The following is a 20,054-nucleotide window of genomic DNA, read 5'->3' on the forward strand; positions in this document are numbered from 1 at the left end:
TTCCCATAGCAGTATATCCAATAAAATATAAGATAATATCAAGGATGTTTCCATGTCTTCTGACTCTAATTCTCAAGATAAATCTGTTACCACAGAGGCTCAAAAATTGATCATCGTTGATGCTCGTTTACCTAACTATCAGGCTTTACTTGACACGATAGATGGCGATGCTGAAGTACTCGTATTGCAGCCTGAGTTAGATGGTATCCAGCAGTTAGCTGAGATGCTAGAGGGGTATCAGAATCTGGATGCACTGCATATTATTTCCCATGGTAATAGTGCAGAGCTGATCCTGGGAACGGCACGGGTTACACGAGATAACCTGTCTGAGTATCAGGAAGAGTTTGCCAGTATTGGCCAGTCACTAAGCGAGCAAGGGGATATTCTGCTCTACGGCTGTAATATTGCTGAAGGAGACGAAGGGCAAGCATTGATCTCAGCGCTATCAGAAGCGACTGGGGCCGATATAGCCGCATCCAATGACCGTACGGCAGCTGAAGCCTTGGGTGGTGATCTCGAACTGGAGATCACCACCGGCGCTATTGAAGCCTCTGGGGCAATTAATCAAGAGGCCTTGCAGGCATATGACTATTCATTAGCGACGCTAACTGTAACCAATGCTAATGATACTGGTGCCGGGTCATTGCGCGATACCATTGCCAGTGCAAGTGCGGGCGACACTATTGAATTTAATGCCGGTGTGACGACTATCAATCTCGCTACTCTTGCTCAAGATAAGGCGGGGGTAAATGATGATAGCCTGCTATACATTAATAAAAACCTCTATATCGACGGTGATCGGGATAACGACGGCAATGCTGATATTACGCTAGCCGGTGGTTATAACGGCCGTATTCTGGAAATTGCCAGTGGTGCTGACGTTACTCTGGATGGTTTAACCATCACTGGAGGCCTACTGGCGGGTGATGGTGGAGGGGATGCCGAAAATGGCGGTAGTGCCTTAGGCGCCGCTATTAAAAATGCTGGTACCCTGACTCTACTGAATAGTGTGATCACTAAAAACTTTGCCTCCGGCGGCGGCGGCGGCGGCGGCGGTCAAGATGCTGGGGATTATGGCGGTGCCGGTGGCGGCGGTGGCGGGGGTTACGGTTCAGGTATTGGTGGCACTGGAGGTGCCTCTCCAGAAAATGGTGGAACTTCGGGCAGCGCCGGTTCTGGTGGTAATGGTGGTAATTCGTATTACAACGGTCGAAAAGGTACTACGGGGGGATTAGGGGGGACTACAACTGGAGGTCTTAATGGATATGGTACTTTCAGTGGTGATGATGGTGGTTTAGGTGCAACGGCCAGTGCTGGTGCTTACAGTATAGGCGGCGGTGGCGGTGGCGCTTCATATAACGGCGGGAGCATAAACGGTGGAACCGGAGGACACGCAGTTGGTGGTATTTACAGCAGCGGCACTCTAAATATTGCGGATACATCCTTCAGTGTTAACCTAGGGGCTGGCGGTGGTGGCGGCGGTGCTTTTGCTACTGATGGCGTTGGTGGTGATGGCGTTGGTGCCATTTGGACAACCGGAACGCTGAATTATGCTGCTGGTAGTACGACTATTACCAATAACGATGGGGTCGGTGGCTCCGGTGGTGGAACGGCTGTTGCGGGTAGTTCAACCGATCAGATTAAAGGCACGGTGACCAGTAATAGCTGGGTTGCACCGAGTTCGAATGCCGCCCCCACAGTAACCGGGGCGCCTACGGATATCACCACACTAAGTGAAGATACCCAGGGCAATATTGATCTATCGGCAGTGACCTTTGCGGACGACGATGACGATACGCTGACCGTAACCCTGACCGCTTCTGCCGGCACTTTTGCCGCGCCTGCGGATGGGAGCAGTGTAGGAAGCGGCGTGACTGAAACCCTGAATAGCAGCTCGGGCAGTAATATCATTACGCTGGTCGGTTCAGCGACAGACATTAACACCTACCTCAATACCGCTTCCAATATCCAATACACCGGCGCTCAAGATGCCAGTGGTGACAATGCGGCTACGATAACGATTGCTGCTAATGATGGTAATGGCGGTAATTTATCGACGAATCCAACCGTGAATCTCGACATTAGCGCCGTCAACGATGCGCCAACCGTCTCCGCCACGGGCGATAGCGGCGCAGCAACCGGCGCAGGCTCTGCAGTTTCAGTATTTTCCGCTACCGCCATTGATCCGATCGAAGCTGAAAATATCGCCAGTGTCACCTTTACCGTCAGCGGCCTGGCAGATACCGGCCATGAAAAGCTGAATTATGATGGCACAGCGATTGATCTGCTGACCGATACATCCGGCAGTTTTACGAATACAGCAACTTCCGGGCTGATCTCCTACGCCGTTTCGGTGAGTGGTTCAACGGCAACGGTTACCTTTAAAGGTCCAAGTGAAGCGACGGCTGCCAATACTGTCTTCCAGGCAGCACTGAATGGCATGACCTATGAGAACACTCAGGGGGCCGTCACAGCCGGGGACCGCGTCTTTACCCTCACCAATGTGACCGATGAGGGAACAGGCACCAATAGCTGGACCACCGCCGATATTGCCGCCACCATCGCGGTCGCCAATGGCGATACGCCGACCGCCAGCAACGCCACCAAAGCGGGCACCGAAGATACACCGTTTACCCTGACCACCTCGGAAATTGTGGTTGGCCAGGAAACCAATGCTACCGATGCGCTGGAATATATCACCATCGGCAGCGTGTCCGGCGGCACCCTGGCCTTTACGGGCACGGCAACAACAGCGGGCACCACATCAACGGCCGGATCAGGCAGTGTGACACTGGTTGATGCCGCCGCCACTCTCACAGCGGGGCAGCATGTCCATGTTGATAATATTGCCAATATCCAGTTTACCCCGACCGCCGACGCCACCAGTGATGCATCCGTTGTCTATACCGTGACGGATGCCGGGGGTGATGTATCCAGTGCCGCAACACTGACCGTGACCCTGGCCGCCGTTGAAGATGCGCCCACTCTGAGTGGTGTCACATCGCCCATCACTGCACTGGAAGACACCGCCACTAACCTGATTACCGGCACCCCGGTGTTTGCCGATGTAGACACCACGGGTGATGTGGTGGCAACGCTAACGGCAACGGATAATTCAGCCGTATTGACCGCCTCTGATGCGAGCGGTGTCGTCGTCAGCAATAGCGGCACCCATGCCATTACGCTGACGGGTACCGCCACGGAGATCAACACCTTCCTGGCAACGCCGAGTAACATTACCTACACCGGCTCCACCGATAACACCACCACCGATACGGTGACGGTTTCAGTGAATGACGGTGAGGGTGGCACGGACGCGTCCACAGCGACTATTACGGTTAACTTTACCCCGGTCAACGATGCGCCGGTGATTGTGGGTCTTGACGGCGACGCCGTTACAGCCAGCCTGGCTGGTTCTGAGTATATTGATGACCAAACAGCAGCTGTTGCTGGTGTCACGGATATTGATTCTGACGATTTCGATGGCGGTTATGTCCTGATTACACAAACCTCAGGCACAACCGACGGCTCATTCCTGAGTGACACAGGCGACGAAACAATCAAGTTTGGTACCACTGAGGCAGGCGCTGATGGCACACCTGCAGCGGGTGATACGGTTTGGTACTCTGGTGGCGGTTCCTTTGTGGCCATCGGCACCGTAGATAACACTAAAACCGGCCAGAACGGTGCCGATTTCCAAATCAATCTGAACGAGACAAGTACCCCAGCAACAGCTGGGTATTTTCTCAGTTACCTTAAATACGGTGCACCCACCGAAGGCGCTCGTACCTTTAGTGCTACGGTGAATGATGGCGATGGTGAAACCTCCGCTGCGGCGAGCTTTAGCGTGACGGTTATTGATGACACCAAGCCGGTTGCCACCAGCTACACCGACAGCGGGAATGAAGACACCCCGGCCAGCCTGTCTGCAACCGAACTGCCGACCACACAGGACTCACAGAGCACCCCTGATGCACTGGAATACATCACGATTGATATATCCACCGTCACCGGCGGTACACTCTCGCTGGATTCCACCGGCACTTCAGGTACATCAAGCGTTGGCGGTGTCAGCTACTACACCACGCAGGGCAATCTGACCGGTACCGTACATATCAATATCCTGGATATTGGCAAACTGGACTTCACACCGACGGCGAACCTGGCCGGTATCGGTGCTGCCAGCTTTGACTGGACTGTCACCGATGCGGGCGGCCATATCTCGCCAACCGCGACCTACACTCTGGATCTGACGAATACTCCGGATGACCCTGCTGGCACTGACAAGACACTGTCACTGACCCGAGGGGCTTCGCATACCTTCAGCGCCAGTGACTTCGGTTTCACGGATGCCGATACCGGCGACACCCTGGCCCGCGTACAGGTCAATGTGCAGAGCATCAACAACGGCACACTAAAACTGGATGGCGTGGCAGTCACGGATGGACAATGGATAGCACTGGCCGATATCGGCAAGCTGGTATACACCTCCACAGCCACCGGAGGCGACAGCTTCACCTTCACGGTTGAGGACAGCACCAACACCAGCGACCCAACGCAGAACACGCTGACGGTCAATGTCACAGCGCCCCCGGCACCCCCTCCCACGCCGGAACCCGAGCCAGAACCTGAGCCCGAGCCCGAGCCTGAGCCGGAACCAGAGCCGGAACCGGAACCCGAGTTGCCGGATACCGGTGACTGGGATGATTTGCCGGATGAGGATGGCGATGGTGTACCCGAGTCGGTCGAGGATTTTGTCCCGTCAATCGGCGGTGGTGCAAGCAACGGTGACGGTAATGGCGATGGCATCGCCGACCGCAACCAGCAGGATGTAGCTTCCGTGCCGTTCCGGGATACGCCTCTGCCGTCACAGCAACCGGATGCCAAGCCAATCTTTGTTTCACTTGTCGGTGGCAGTGGAGACGGCAAGTCCACAGGCAGCGGCACCAAGCTGACCAACGTGCATCAGCAGGATCGGCCCGAGAATGCCCCCGATGAGCTGGATATGCCACTGGGCCTGATCGCATTCGATGCCGACATCGAGGAAGCCGGCGCAACGGAAACCTTCAGCCTCTATGTTGAAGGCTCGGTCGCCGTGAACGGCTACTGGAAGCAAAATGCCGTGGGGGACTGGGTTAATCTGGCGTCCGCCGACAATGGCGGCAAGATCGTGCTGGAAGGGGATAAACTGCGCCTGGACTTCGAGCTGACCGATGGCGGCGAGTTTGATGCCGACGGCATAGCCAATGGCGTGATTCAGGACCCGGGGGCGCTGGGCTTTGGCAGCGATGCCTTCAGCGAACAGATTCAGGCGCTCTACGTTGCCTATTATCAGCGTCCGGCCGACAGCGGCGGTATGGCCTACTGGCGTGGGCAGTTGGAACAGCAGAACGGCAACCTGGATGGCATTGTCGATGCTTTTGCCACTTCAGCCGAGTCTCAGGATCTGTACGGCAATATCAGAAATACCAGTGTCAGCGACTTTATCGGTGATCTCTATCAGGCCCTGTTTGATCGCGTGCCAGAGTCTGGTGGACTGATGTTTTATCGTAACGCTTTCGTCAATGGTACTTACGAAGATGGCCGTCCGGCTACTGCCGGTAGTCTGATGCTGGATATTCTGGAGGGGGCCCAGGGTGAGGATGCTGCTGCCATTACAAACAAGCTGGACGCGGCCCAGACTTTCACATGGCTGCTAGACCCGGATGCGGATGGCGAAGTACTGGCGACATTTGACGCCGGTGATCTCGACAGCGTGCGTCAGTGGTTGCAGGGCATCACCGCCGATGTGGAAGCCCCGGGCACTGGCGCTACCCACAGCCTGATCCGTGATGATGTGGCAGACACGGGCGACCCCATTATTCTGATCGGTGAGGGAGGCGTCAGCGAACTGCTCTTCTAACCACACGTACCCGGCTGCCTGAATCTCTTGGGGCAGCCGGCCTTTCACTAAACCGCACCAAACAAATCATAACTTGTATCCGCAAGACGGTGTTCGCCTATTAAACCGGATCAAAAGGCACCAGTAGCTGTTACTATATTTAACGTCTGCTATGGGCCATCACCTGGTGTGCTAGCTACCTGGACACTTGCCGAAGCAATAGGTAGCCCCTTCGCGCACATAGCGGACGTTGGTGATGATCAGCCAGTCGTTCCGCGCACCACAGCACCTGTGGGCAAGCTGCTTTGAATTTCTGTGATTACATACAGTGTACTGAGGGTCATGTGCCTTGAGTGCTTGTTTTGTTACTTTGCTGTGCTCATTTGTGACTGGTAACAGACCGGAAAATCGTTCACCATCAGAGAACTATGGACTGGCCGTTGTATGATAATGCGCACGGCAAAGCAGCAAAACGCGCATGCTCGTTTTCAGGGAGTGAATGGCTGTGATATCTCGCTTTATCCCTTCTCTTCATATATTTAGATACGGCCCTACTAATCTCTGGCTGAGACAGATATGCGCATGCGTATTATTAATATGTTGGTCGCCATGTAAGGGAGAGTACTAATTTCTATGTCTATATCCGTTGCATCCGCTGTTGTTGGTGGTCTGATTGGTACCGTATTAGGTCTAATCCCCATCATGAAGGAATACGGTGAGCAGAATTGGAAAAAGCAGTTTCGCCGTCAACTTACCGAGGGTATAGCCAACGGAAATCTCAAATACCCTGACATCCAGCACATAGCAGAGCGTTGGTCGCAAGATAGAAAGTCTGTTCTTCTAAGCCTTCGCGTACTACTTTCGCAGGCTGTATCCGGTGATGAAGATAAGCTTAGGGAACACAGCGATGCGCTTAGACAGCTACTTCATGAGCATGAGCAGGCAGAGCCTTTTGCTGAGCTTCCCGAAAATGTCAGCTTGCAGTTGTCAGCCCTTTCATCGGCAGAAGGCAACATTTCCACTCAAGCGGCCCAACTCGCAAATTCATTAAGCGAGCTATATGCGTCACACCATAAAAAACTCAGGATTCAAACCATGCTCGCGGTTTGGAGTGTCGTGTTTGGGATAGCTGGAATTATCGTGGGTATTGTTCTGTGAGCCGCTTAGCACTTTCGCCCAACAACACGTTGCAGGTGACGTTTGACCCGCTGCGCACTTTTGCTACCGCAAAAGCGGTTATAGCGTTTAAAGAAAGTGGGCGCTGGGCAACCGGGCGCAGGCAGAGCGAGCGAGGACCCCGGCCATGAGCCTTTTCAAGACAACGACGCAGCCGCTGAAGGAGCCCGCAGTAGCCACCGTGGCGCCAACGCCTGCGAGCAGTGCGATTGTGCCCGCCATCGACCTCCTGCGCGTCTTCTCCCCAGGCCAGTGGGAAGACTTCGCTCTGGAGTGGGCCCACAGCCTGAAGAGCCGGTACCAACGTGTTGAGCGCTGCGGCGGAGCGGGCGACCTCGGCCGCGACGTTGTGGCATTCGTCTCCGACGACGAGTGGCACAACTACCAGTGCAAGCACTATAAGGACCCGCTGCAACCGAACCAGGTCGTCCTCGAGCTGGGGAAGCTCTGCTACTACGTTCACGAAAGGGCGTATTCGGCCCCAACCGAGTACTACTTCGTAGCTCCCCAAGGGGCAGGGAACAGTCTGTCACTGCTCTTCAAAAAGCCCGAGGAGCTCCGCGAGCGGCTAATCAAGGACTGGGCGACAAAGTGCGAGGAACACATTACCTCCACGAAGAAGGTCCCGCTGACCGGCGAGCTCCTGGACCTCGTCGAGGGCTTCGACTTCAGCATCGTCAGCTACGTCCCGCCGATGGATCTCATTGAGCAACATGCGCTCACGCGATGGCATGCCGCTCGATTTCCAGGGGGCCTACCGCCTCGACCGCCAACCGAAGTCCCGCACATCGACGAGGAAAGGTTTGAGAGCCCATACATTAGTCGACTCCTCGAGGCATACTCCGATCACACCGGCATGGTCCTCAGCGCCGTGGACTTGGCCGCGCACGAGCCTCTCCTTCGGCATCTGCTGCGGAGTCGCGAGCGCTTCTTTCATGCTGAATCACTTCGCAACTTCTCCCGCGAAAGCCTTCCACCAGGGCAATTCGAAAATCTCCAGGAGGAGTTCTTCGATGCAGTCATCGACACCGTGGAGGACACCAGCCACACTGATGGATTTCAGCGGGTGAAGGCCGCGACAGGAGTCGCTCAGCAGCTTGACCCGACGAACAACGCCCTGCGACAGGTGCTCGGGGTCAAGGACAAGGCTGGCATCTGCCACCAGCTCGCCGACAACGCTCGACTCAAGTGGGTTCCGTGATGGGTACGCTGGATGCAACAACATCCTGGGTGTTCAACTCGCCAGTCGAGCTAGGACTGCGCTCGCTGTGCGTCCTTGTCGAACTCGACCCTCACCGCCACGACCTTCAGCGGCTCGTTCTGCTCGACTACCTGCTGGTCCACTCGGCCGACGTGGACGGAGGCCCCGAGAGTATCCATCCTGCAGTGCCACAACGCGGAGCTGAGGTTCTCGTGCGACGTGCCATGCTGGAACCTGGCCTTGCCCTGTATGCCAGGCGTGGTCTTGTCTCAGTGACGATGGACGCGAACGGTTTCAGCTACGGCGCGACGGATCGGGGCGGTTGCTTCCTGGACTCGCTGCGCAGCAGGTATGTCGAAGCCTTGCGGAGCCGCGCAAGCTGGATCGCGGCGAGCTTCGGGGAGTTGGAAACCAGCGAGATCACCCGATACGTCAGTAGCGAGCTCGACCGATGGGGTGGGCAGTTTGCCGAGTATCGTGGGTCGGGGAGGACACCATGACAAAAGAGCGCGCACGACACGGGTTCGAGCTTCGGGAGCTTCGTCTCTGTGGCCCAGGTCAGGAGTCCGGGAGTCTTAACTTCGCGCCCGGGCTCAACGTCATCGATGGGGCGTCGGACACGGGGAAGTCGTATGCGCTAAGCTGTATCGACTTCGTGATGGGTGCTAGCACGCCTCCCGAGGAAATCCCGCAAGCTCGAAAGTACGATGTTGCCTATCTTTGCATCCAAGCGGCGGACGGCCAGATCTACACCCTGAAGCGTCCGCTTGTTGGCGGGAAAATCGGACTCTATCATGGGCGGATTGATGAAGCGCTCGGAGCCGACGACAAGTGGGAGGTAATGGGCGAGACCACCAACGCCAAAGAGTCTGTCTCGGGCTTCTTGCTGGGCCTGTGTGGCCTTGATGGCAGGCGAGTCCGCAAGAACGACAGAGGGACGACTCAGGAGGTTAGCTTCAGGGTCCTATCCAAGGCCTTGCTCGTCGATGAAGAACGAATCATCGCGAAACGCTCCCCCCTCTTCGGTTCCCAGAAAACCGGCAACACCGCCGCCGCAAGCACGATCCGGATGTTGCTTACGGGCGTCGATGACTCCGGCATTGTCCAGCTAGAAGATCCGAAGACGTCCGCGGGCCGCTTGGCCGGACGGAAGGAGGCGATTGAGGGGCTGCTAGAACGCGATCAAGCCGTGCTTGACGAGCTCCTTGAGAACATGGAGGTGACACCGGAAGAGGTGTCCGAACTTGAAGCCAAACTGCGTGAGCTGGGCGAGCTGTCGAGTACGGCCTTGGCTGATTTGCGCGCTGCTGAGTCTAAGCGAGGAAAGCTTGTGAACGAGCAACGCGAGCAGCGTAGACGGTTGGATGAACTCGACGGGATGCTTGTACGTGCTTCGTTGCTCGATGCTCATTACGAGTCTGATCTGCTTCGGCTCGAGGCGATGGGAGAGTCTTCCTATCTCCTGCAGATGTACCGCGACAAGTCGTGCGACTACTGTGGTGCTGAACCAGAACATCAGCGGGACGCTGATACGCACTCACCCGAGTCCACACTCCAGGCCGCTCAAGCGGAAGCGGCCAAGGTCAAGCGCCTCCGAGCGGAACTTCGCGTTGCATCGGACCAGCTGTCCACCGAGCAGCGTGTTTTGGCGGCGAGCCTGAAGGAGATCGAAGCAGCGATCCAAGAGATTTCCGAAGAGATTGAGGTAGCCCTTGCACCGAAAGTCCGAGCCACGGCCAACGAGCTACGAACGATCCAAGGCAGCTACGGAGCGTTTGTCAGGGTGGAGCAACTGCGCGCCCAGATTGACTCGCTCAAGAGCCAAATATTCGACCTGGATACCATTCCTGACAAGAAAGAGAAGCTTGAGTTCATCAAGCTCTCAGCGAACACCATGTCCGACGTGTGTTCGAGGATCAGGGCGCTCCTCATCGCATGGAGGGTGGCTGACGACATTACCGTGGCATTCGACGAGAAAAGTGCTGATCTCGTTGTGAATGGTCGGAAGCGAACTAGCCATGGCAAGGGCGTGCGTGCGGTCATGTGCGCCAGCTATGTGATCGGACTTATGCAAGAGGCACTCGTGGCAAACACGGGACACCCTGGCTTCGTTGTCCTGGATACCCCGTTAAACCCGTACAAAGAGGCTGACGCCGACGACGATGGCGAGGTCGCCACCTCGGTGAAGGATGCCTTCTATCGGAACCTCTATTTGTCGAGCACGATTGGCCAGGTGGTCGTCTTCGAGAACGTTGCTCCCCCTGCTGATGTGCAAGCGTCCTGTAACCACATCCACTTCTCGAGGAATTCTGTGGGGCGGTACGGCTTCTTGCCGGTTTCCGCGAGGCCGTAATGCTTCAACTGCATGTAAGTCGGGCTGAACGCGAACCTATTTCCTCCGAAGGTCCGAAATACGCTTGCCAAACAAGTCGTTCGAGCGGACGCGCTGGCTCGCGCCGCTCAACTTTGACGTAAATGACGACATTGAACAGCGTGCATATTAAGCTATATTCACAACTTGGTTAAAGTTTGCAAAGGGCCAACACTTGGTGTTCTGGCCACTTTGACGGTTGCCGAATCACCAGGTACCCCCTTCGCACACAAAGCAGGTGTTATCAAAAAACGGTTCCCATCTATCGTTATCTGACCAGGATCGCCTTCTGCTGGCTGGATTCGAAATGGTCTTCATCATCGAGTATTGAAGATACCTCTTAACCAAAGGAAATCAGGGATGAAAATAGAGCAGATAAGGCTAAAGAATTTTCGTTGTTTCGGGCATGAGGTGGTCAAGCTCAATTTCGAGGAAATTCTAACAACACTTGTTGGCGGAAACGGCTCCGGAAAGACTGCAGTACTGCAAGCTGTGTCCAGGTTGTTTGGCATATCATCAGCACAACGAGCGGTACAGCGCCGTGATTTTCACATATCGGTTGAACGGCAGGAACTGCAGTCCGGAGATATCCTGTTTGTTGAGGCGGTACTTGCTTTCCCTGAGCTGGCAGAACAGGACAACTCTCTTCTTGATGCTATTCCAGAGTTCTTCAATCAGATGGCTGCTTCAGGTGCAGGAGAGCCCCTTAAGGCCCGGATACGACTTCAAGCAACATGGACGGATGACGGTACGCCGGAAGGAGCAATCGAGGAGGATATACGCTGGATAAGAGCCTTGGATGATAATTTTGAATGGAATGACTGTTCTAGGGTTCAGGCTGTAGAGCGCTCTTCAATCCAGTTTATTTACTTACCGGCAAATCGTGATGCGACGACGCAGGTGACCGCACTTCTAAAGGGGCGGTTATGGCAGGCTGCCAAATGGTCGACAGCATTTAGGGATGCAAGCTCTAATAATGCCGGTCAGATCCAGAGCAGTTTTGAGGAGGAAGAGCCGTTAAGGGTCTTGCTGGGGCGTCTTTCAAGACGGTGGCAACAGGTCCATGAAGCCGATACAGACAGTCAGCCGCGTTTAAGGCTTATCGAAAACCGTTTTGAGGAGCTTGTTCGTAAAGCCGAATTTACGTTTACGCCTGATGAAGAAGGTCAGGAGCGCGGTTTGTCCGAGCTGAGTGACGGTCAGCGCTCTCTGTTCCATATTGCACTTACAGCGGCAACGCTCGAAACCGAGCGGGAAGCTTTTTCTTTGCCTGCTGATGCCAGCTCATTTGAACAGGATAAGTTACGCCGTGTTCACCTAACAATCCTTGCCATCGAAGAGCCTGAAAATAGCCTTTCACCGTTCTTTTTGTCTCGTATTATCAGGCAAGCGAGGGAAGTAGGCGCACTACCTTCCGCACAGGTTCTGCTATCTAGCCATTCACCGGCGATTCTGAGCCGAATAGAGCCGAATGAAGTGAGATATCATCGTATGGATCGAGGCGCCCGATGCTCCTCGATTCGCGAGCTCACCTTACCGGAGGATGGTACTGAGGCAAGTGTATATGTCAGGCTGGCCGTAAAGGCATATCCCGAACTTTATTTTGCGCGATTTGTAATCCTAGGTGAGGGAGACTCAGAGCGAGTCGTTATTCCAAAAATTGCGGAGGAAATGGGTGTTCCCCTTGATCCATCATTCGTTCCCGTCGTTCCGCTCGGCGGGCGATTCGTGGCGCATTTCTGGCGGCTGCTGAATGATCTTGAGATTCCACATGCCACATTGCTCGATCTTGATCTGGGGCGCAGGCATGGTGGGGCGAACGCCATGAGGAGTTGTCTTCAGAATCTGGCTGATATTGGGAACGATTGGGGGAGCAGAAGTAGTGCAAATGCTGCTCAGCTTACCGACCAACAGCTTTATAACGAAGGTCCGCAAGGTCAATGGCTTCAAGCTTTCAATGAGCAGGGAGTTTTCTTTTCCGCTCCCATTGATCTCGATTTTGCCATGTTGCTTGCCTTTCCAGCCGCTTATCAGGTCGCCAATTCAGGTGGCAATGGGCCTCAGGGTAGTGCTGACGCTATTCAGGCCAAAAAGGTCAGCACGCTGAAAACAGGTGGTAATCCTGACCTGTATACCGCGCATTATGATGATGCTTTTAAATGGTATCCGTATCTGTTCCTGAGCCGCAGTAAGCCGGAAACTCATCTGGCGGCGTTTTCCCGTATCACGGAAGGCAATGTTGCTACGTCCGCTCCTGCTGAGCTGAAGGCTCTCATTGAATACGTTACGCATAAACTCAATCTGTCAGGAGAGGATGAATGACCCGCGTAAGCAGGCACGAGTGGGTACCTCAGGGTGTCGATCTGCTGGAAGACAGAGCGTGGGAGGCTTTACGTGAAACCGATAGGAGCATCCTTGTGACCGCTGGTGCCGGTGCCGGAAAAACTGAGTTTCTGGCACAGAAGGCGACTTATCTTTTGCAGACAGGTATTTGTCCAGCACCCAAACGTATTCTGGCTATCAGCTTTAAAAAAGATGCCGCCCGAAACCTTGCCGAAAGGGTTGCAAAGCGTTGTCCGAGAGATCAGGCAAAGCGCTTTGATTCAATGACCTTTGATGCTTTTACCAAGGGGCTTTTGGACCGGTTCCGCCCTACCATACCAGAGCCGTTCAATGCTTCGGGCACGTATCATATCGTTACGCCGTTTCGACGGGATTATGAGGATTTTCTTGAACGTTACGGATATCGCAGCGTTAGTGCTCAACGTCTTGAGAAAAGAGTGCCGCTGACAGACTTGCCAATTGATCAATCTAATGGCTCTGAACTACATCGCGCCTTAGCAGATTACTGGCATGACCAATTTTTCGGGGGAGAGGAAATATCCCTGTCCTTCCCGATGATAAACAGGCTTGTGAAACTGTTGCTGCAGGAAAATTCATATATCCGCTGGGCCTTACAGGCAACATATCCCATCGTATTTTTTGATGAGTACCAAGATACCACATATGCTCAGTACGACATGCTGCTAACGGCGTTCGATGGTAGTGATGCTGTCTTTACGGCAGTCGGCGATGATAAGCAGCGAATCATGGGGTGGGCGGGAGCTATAGATGACGCCTTTGGCCAGTTTGAAAACGACTTTGATGCCAGACGTATAACGTTGCTTTCAAACTGGCGCTCACATGTGGATCTGGTTCGTATTCAGCACGAGATTGCCCGCCGGATAGACGACAATGTGGAAGAAGTGCAGGCACAAGGGACCCGTGAAATCGAAGGTGAGGTTTCTGCTATCTGGCAATTCCGGAGCGCAGATGACGAGAACAATTATCTGGCTGAATGGGTGAGCCGTGAGGTTCAGTCGGGGCGTGTTGCACCACATGATGTAGCTATTCTGATCAGAATGCGGGCAGATCAGGTAGAGACTGAGATCGCCCCTGCTTTTGCGGCACGAGGTCTCAGGATTAGAAATGCGGCCCGGTTAGCCGGTGAAATTCAGATACAGGACCTTCTTGGTGAAGAGCTGACCGGCATCTTCGTTCCTTTGCTCCGTTTGGGAGCGACGGACCGAAGTCCGGAAAATTGGGAGCAAGCCCAGCAGAACTATCTGTTTTTGGAGACTGCCGATCCGGATAACGACCTCACTCAGGAGCGATTGCTGGTTAAGCTTGAAGCATTCGTTCGTCAATTAAGAGCAAAACTGGCGTGCCGCCAGACTGACCCGGAGTCGGCGGAAGAGGTTGCACAGATGCTTCTTGAGTTCGTCGGGAGGCCCGTTTTGCGGCAATCCTTTCCTGCTTATCAACGGGAAAGAGATTTTGAGAGGGTGTGGCGTGGATTTGTCATACTCCTGAAAGAGTGCGCAGAACATAGCAGTAGCTGGACGGAAGCGCTGGATGAGTTCGAAGGTGTTGGCCAGGTGGCTCTGATGACGGTCCATAAAAGCAAAGGTCTTGAGTTCCATACGATGATATTTTACGGACTCGACCATCAGACTTGGTGGAGCCTTAAACCGAATAGTGGTGAAGAGCTGAATACCTTATTCGTTGCCTTTACCAGAGCAAAACAGCGTGCGTTCTTTTCTCAATGCGTTGAAAGAGGACGTGCTATTGGTTGGATACAGCAATTGCTTGCTCCTGCGGGAGTAGAAGTTTTAGATGGGACAACCATAGTTGAACCCCACTGCGCATAAGCAAGATGGCAAACGAAAACTATCACCCATCGAGCGCAATGCTACGCGTAGAAAACTTTACGGAAGCCTCCCTTTACTTTGATCGCGTACTTCCTTTGCACATTAGGCGGATGCGTGGCTATTCAGCTGTTGGAGGCGTCTTCGTGGACCATCGAGTTAAGGTCCGCTTTGGGCCATTGTCAGGCATAGCATTTCAACGCGGGATTCCATGGCAAACCAACCACTTCCTACTGCCTGCACATATTAAATCCACACAAAGGCCGGTATAGAGATTGCAGATTTCGGAGGCACCCTTCCAATCCTAGAAAGTAAATAGCAAACTACGTCATCGTCTTGGTTCTAAAAGTTAGGTTACGAAAACTCTGTACGACCACACATGCACTAAGTTGAATATCAAAGGATGAGGATTTTCCCGAAATGGACCCCAACTACTCGGCTTCAGTAAAGCTGCTTTTGGATTACGCTCTTAACCAGTCAGGGAGTGGAGCTAGTACAGCTGCTCAGGTTCTACTCTCAACCTATAACTCATATAACTACCACGTCGCTTTGGTTGATCTGACATTGCTTGACGAGAAAGGGTACAACGCAGCTCTTTCGGTTATTCGTGGTCGTGCAGAGTCTCGCATGGAGCCCCATTCTGTCATTGAAAATGGTGATGACCTGTTTGAAAAACTGGAATCACGCTGGCGCCATCTCGGGACCGGGTTTCGACACAGAGATCTGTATATACGGAAGCCCATCATTCAATGGCAGTGCCCGGATTGTGGAGCTATCACTGACGACTATGCACATGGGCCGTACCCTGGCCGAATCGACGGGCGTCCAGTGTGTGATAGCTGGTCTGACGCCCATCCGGAGGATGAATACTCCGTCATGTCACCACTTGCCCCGAAGTAAAGCTCAAGGGCGTCATTAGAATTTGAATACTGGCATGTTTGATTTCAATCAACTCACTGGCTCCAATAGAGTTTGGCTGTTGTTCAGAGACGGCCGCGACGGTGGCACGATCCGAGATTGGGGGCCTATATGCTCTGACGAGCTTGTACGCAGTATCTGGGCACAGTATAGAGAGCTTGCCATAGGGATGTTGGTTAATGATCGCTTTCATCCCTCACGCTAGCTTGATTGGAATTTTGGTTTTGGCAAGTATCACGTTCAGGATGCTGCGGTTGATGCGGAATCAGGATGGCGGTCCTATCGAGAAAACCTAATGCGCTCACGTTGTCGCCACTAGTCTCGAACACATCTGATAATCTATTTGTTGTATATTCTGTATAGTGGAAATATACGCATTTTCATTGCGGCTAACACTACCGACAGCAGACCAGAGTATGCAAACAGTTCACTTCATAACAGAAACGCTCCCTGGTGAGCCAGACATCTTGCATGATGTAAAGCACTCGGATCTTGAATACAGAGGCCTTTATGGCAGACTCCTTTCGACTACACAAGCCCCAGAATGTGGCTGGAATCATACGTTGCTAACGTCCCAGATCCCCCCGGAGATACCAGCAGGAGAGGGGATTGATGCCTTCCTCGGTGACATGTGGATAGGCAGCACTGAGGTATAGCAGTAAATACAGAGCTGCTTATATCTTGATCAAATATGTTATATTAGGGTAATACACAGAATAAGGTGATAGCCCTAATGTCCGACTATTCTTCCCCAGTACAAAACTCCCCACGAGCCGGCGATCTGGCATTGGAAAGGCGTGCAGCTGAGTATGAGGCTCGCGTTCAGCACGATATTGATGTCGCCCGGTTGAATCTCGTTACAGGTATGCTGTTTCGGCCTCAGAAAACTGTTTCAGAGGCATTGAGGCTGGGTTATTCCATCTTCTCGGCCTTTGGGATCCTCGTACTTGCTGCAATGGCCAGTGAGTCACCCATCATTAATGTCGTTGGTGTTGATAGCCTGGCGGCGGCTGTCGCCAGCAATGCTACGAGTACGCTTTCTGTTTCTATTTTGATGCTGGTGCTGGTCCACCAGCTATGTCGAATTCTTGGAGGGGGAGGGAGCTTGCGAGCTTTCGCATTTGCTTGGGGTTTGAGCTCAATGCCCACGATCCTCTTGGCTGCAGTATCAACGGTAGTGTATTCCCTGAACGGGGGACCTGTAATCGCTTCGGATTTAACAGATATGGCCCAGATGACACGTCAGCAGCAGTCGGTACTCACTGTTCAGTACTGTGCACTGGCTTTGTTGCAGGTCTGGACGGCAATCATTACGGTTTTTTCTGTTAAATTTGTTCATCAGTTTTCATTATGGAGATCGATAGCAGCTTGTTTTGCGGGACAGGTTATTGTGATTGTTGTTGCAGTCTCTATTTCCAGTCTTTCATTAGTTTAGATTCCCGAATATCCCTATGAGCAAGTCCTAACTTGCTCATAAAATGCCAAACCAACCTTCGAGTTTTTGCCATAAATTAGCAAATTAACATGGTTTAAAACAATGTGAATAGTACATACTGAATGAAATCGTTTGAATGAGGTGGATATGAGTATTATTGATACAATTTTTAATTTCAATAATCGAAAAATTAGATCCATAATTGGCACTATGGATTTTTCCATGTTACTTGACCTATCCCACCCATTAGGCAGCTCGTATCCAACCGTTTTTTCCGAGACTCGTTGTGCCCTTGAAAAAATACCAAGTATGGATTTTGGTAGTTACAATTGGATATCGACTGGGGCGAATGTAACAATTTCAGCTATATTATCGGATCTTATTCATGCCGATGAGTTTGATTCAGAATTGGTAATATCTAAACTCGATGGCTGTTTTGCATGCAAGTCTTTCGCCCATCCCAGGTCCCCACGGGGCAGTGCTCGTAGTATGGCCGAGATGGGAGCGATAATTAATGATTTGCGTGATTTGAACGGTCTAAATATTGACCAGCAAATACAGCGCTGCTTTGAGCATACAGGAATTATTTCTGGCGATACTCATGTAATCACTGACCGGTGGCACAACCGAGATTATTGGCTAAATGAGGGAGGCGGACATCATGCTGCAGTACTATGTACAATGCTGAGAGAACATGATCCTGAACGATCAGTTGAGGCAACCTGGACGCGGTATAGTGTGAATCTGCCCGTATTGGAACTTATGGGAAATGTTGCCTGCTATGTTGTGCAGTCTGAATCAGATATTACGCCCACGCAACTGATGGGAAATCGTTTTTTGAATGCTGATATTGATCCCCAGCAGTTTGGCATAGCGACACAGCCCATGTCGCTCAATCGGTATGAGTGGAGCACGGATCCGCTGCGTGATTACCATTTCGTATGGATCGACATGTCTAGACCAGCGGGTGAGTTAGTTCGGGGTAAATTTGAGGATGTAGCAGCATCTGGGCAAGCAATGGGTATAAAAGAGTTCTTTCGCCGGTTTTGCTAGTGATAAGTTGATGCCGATAAATCCAGTTATCGGCATTTATGTCTTCATACTATGTTTGAGAAATGGTTATTTATTTTACCAAATCGATAAATTATATACTTAATTGACATATATCAATTTAATTATTATCAGTAATATAATATTTTAATCACTATCTACCTCGTAGATATCAGCAATATGGAAGTCGTATTCTAAGGAAGCTACGAATAAGTCCGATCCAAGGCTCTGAAATGTCGTTGTCACCGCCTCAGAGGCGAAAATTCAACACTTTTAGCCCTTTTTAACCAGCTGCAACCACCTTTTTAGGCAGTGCAGACGGATTAACCCCGTGCTCTCAACATCTGATCCACCCGCACAACGTTGGCCAGTGCGAACAGCATGGCCAACTTGCAGTCGTTTTTCTTCAGGCCACGGTAGCGGGCTTTTACAAAACCAAACTGGCACTTGATGATCCGGAACGGATGCTCAACTTTCGCACGGATACTGGCCTTCAGGTACTCTGTCTGAATCCTGACTTTGTTGATACGAGGGCGTCGTTTCAAGGCCTTCAGTCGTCCCGGCTGTTCGGCAATATGCCAGTCAGCCTGATAGTGCTTCAGTTCATCTCGCTTCTCAGCACCACGGTACCCGGCGTCCGCAAAAATGAATGCTTCTTCACCGTGCAGGAGCTGGTCAGCTTGATTGAGGTCGTGTTCGTTTGCCGCAGTCGTCGTAAAGCTGTGCGTGATGCCGGTGCGGGCATCAACCCCGATGTGGGCCTTCATCCCGAAGTGCCATTGATTCCCTTTTTTGGTCTGGCGCATCTCCGGATCACGCTCACCCGTTTTGTTTTTGGTAGAGCTGGGAGCTTCGATGATAGTGGCATCGACCAGTGAGCCCTCTTTCAGTAGGACTCCGGCTTCAGACAGCCATTGGTTCACCTCCTCAAAAACCTGCCGAGCCAGCCCGTGGCGTTCCAAAAGATGGCGGAAGTTCAGGATGGTGGTGTGATCGGGAATGGCCTTATCCAGTGACAACCGAGCAAACAGCCGCATGGACGCAATCTCATACAACGCGTCTTCCATGGCGGGATCACTGAGGTTATACCACTGCTGCATGCAGTGAATGCGAAGCATGGTAGACAAGGGGTACGGTCGGCGGCCATTCCCGGCTTTGGGATAGTGAGGCTCAATGACGGCTTCGAGACGCGCCCACGGGATCAGCTTGTCCATTCGGCCCAGGAACTTCTCCTTACGGGTCTGACGGCGCTTGTTGCTGAACTCACTGTCCGCGAATGTAAGTTGCTGATCCATCGGTGCGGCCTCAATCGTGTGCAGCGGGCATTATCCCATGCGGCGGACTTATTCGCAGCTTCCCTAAGCTATTGATGTGAACTTCATCAAAGAAAATGGATTATAGAAATTAAAGGAAATAATAATGAGTACATTTTTTGAATTTAAGGATAATACTGTTGATATTTTTACTTCCCCTAGCGGTAACACATTCACTGAAGTTTGGAGCTACGGTGGAAATGACCAGCTGACAGGTAATTCAGGCTCCGATTATTTCCATGCGGGAAATGGAAATGATTATTTGAACGGCATGGCAGGAGATGATGTCCTCGATGGTGGTGCTGGGCATGATGACATAAGAGGTGGTAGTGGTGATGACCTTCTCTTCGGTGACAGTGGCGATGATACCCTATACGGCGGTACCGGTAATGATTTGCTGCGTGGCGGAGAGGGAAATGATGAGTATGCGCGGATTCAACTACGAAGTGCGACACTCGCCTATGCAGCCTGAAGGTATTCCCGAAACACGACTTCAGGCTGCCTGAACCCAAGGCACTTGCG

12 protein-coding genes are annotated in these 20,054 nt (G+C 52.6%); 11 read left to right on the forward strand and 1 reads right to left on the reverse strand.

Annotated elements, in window-relative coordinates:
* The first annotated feature begins 52 nt into the window (after window positions 1-52).
* From BW956_RS22135 to BW956_RS20895, 10 genes are all read left to right on the forward strand, one after another.
* The gene (locus tag BW956_RS22135; protein WP_083703182.1) at window positions 53-5,902 is read left to right on the forward strand and encodes a DUF4347 domain-containing protein; all 5,850 of its coding nucleotides are present in this window, start codon (window positions 53-55) and stop codon (window positions 5,900-5,902) included.
* Window positions 5,903-6,514: 612 nt separating this feature from the next.
* Window positions 6,515-7,039 (forward strand): hypothetical protein, encoded by a 525-nt coding sequence (locus BW956_RS20850; protein ID WP_076466146.1) that lies wholly within the window; start codon window positions 6,515-6,517, stop codon window positions 7,037-7,039.
* 145 nt (window positions 7,040-7,184) lie between these two features.
* Window positions 7,185-8,258 (forward strand): ABC-three component system protein, encoded by a 1,074-nt coding sequence (locus BW956_RS20855; protein WP_076466149.1) that lies wholly within the window; start codon window positions 7,185-7,187, stop codon window positions 8,256-8,258.
* Window positions 8,258-8,758, forward strand: coding sequence for an ABC-three component system middle component 2 (locus BW956_RS20860; RefSeq protein WP_076466152.1), 501 nt, complete (start codon window positions 8,258-8,260; stop codon window positions 8,756-8,758). The genes BW956_RS20855 and BW956_RS20860 overlap by 1 nt, the downstream gene beginning before the upstream one ends.
* Window positions 8,755-10,611, forward strand: coding sequence for a hypothetical protein (locus BW956_RS20865; protein ID WP_076466155.1), 1,857 nt, complete (start codon window positions 8,755-8,757; stop codon window positions 10,609-10,611). Before BW956_RS20860 ends, BW956_RS20865 begins: the two co-directional genes overlap by 4 nt.
* A 378-nt stretch (window positions 10,612-10,989) precedes the next feature.
* Window positions 10,990-12,951 carry an ATP-dependent nuclease gene (locus BW956_RS20870; RefSeq protein WP_076466157.1) on the forward strand — a complete coding sequence of 654 codons (1,962 nt, stop codon included), beginning with the start codon at window positions 10,990-10,992 and terminating at the stop codon, window positions 12,949-12,951.
* Window positions 12,948-14,819 carry a UvrD-helicase domain-containing protein gene (locus tag BW956_RS20875; RefSeq protein WP_076466160.1) on the forward strand — a complete coding sequence of 624 codons (1,872 nt, stop codon included), beginning with the start codon at window positions 12,948-12,950 and terminating at the stop codon, window positions 14,817-14,819. Before BW956_RS20870 ends, BW956_RS20875 begins: the two co-directional genes overlap by 4 nt.
* A 417-nt stretch (window positions 14,820-15,236) precedes the next feature.
* The gene (locus BW956_RS22950) at window positions 15,237-15,716 is read left to right on the forward strand and encodes a DUF7673 family protein (protein WP_076466163.1); all 480 of its coding nucleotides are present in this window, start codon (window positions 15,237-15,239) and stop codon (window positions 15,714-15,716) included.
* Window positions 15,717-16,467: 751 nt separating this feature from the next.
* Entirely contained in the window at window positions 16,468-17,169 is a 702-nt protein-coding gene (locus tag BW956_RS20890; RefSeq protein WP_076466168.1) for a YIP1 family protein, read from the forward strand.
* Between the two features lie 147 nt (window positions 17,170-17,316).
* Entirely contained in the window at window positions 17,317-18,222 is a 906-nt protein-coding gene (locus tag BW956_RS20895) for a hypothetical protein (RefSeq protein WP_076466170.1), read from the forward strand.
* A gap of 320 nt (window positions 18,223-18,542) precedes the next feature.
* Here BW956_RS20895 and BW956_RS20900 read toward each other — a convergent pair whose 3' ends face one another.
* Entirely contained in the window at window positions 18,543-19,514 is a 972-nt protein-coding gene (locus tag BW956_RS20900; RefSeq protein WP_076466173.1) for an IS5 family transposase, read from the reverse strand.
* A gap of 124 nt (window positions 19,515-19,638) precedes the next feature.
* Between BW956_RS20900 and BW956_RS20905 the strand changes: the two genes are divergently transcribed.
* The gene (locus BW956_RS20905) at window positions 19,639-20,004 is read left to right on the forward strand and encodes a calcium-binding protein (protein ID WP_076466176.1); all 366 of its coding nucleotides are present in this window, start codon (window positions 19,639-19,641) and stop codon (window positions 20,002-20,004) included.
* The last annotated feature ends 50 nt before the right edge of the window (window positions 20,005-20,054 follow it).

Source organism: Marinobacterium stanieri (assembly GCF_900155945.1).
Taxonomy (GTDB): Bacteria; Pseudomonadota; Gammaproteobacteria; order Pseudomonadales; family Balneatricaceae; genus Marinobacterium; species Marinobacterium stanieri.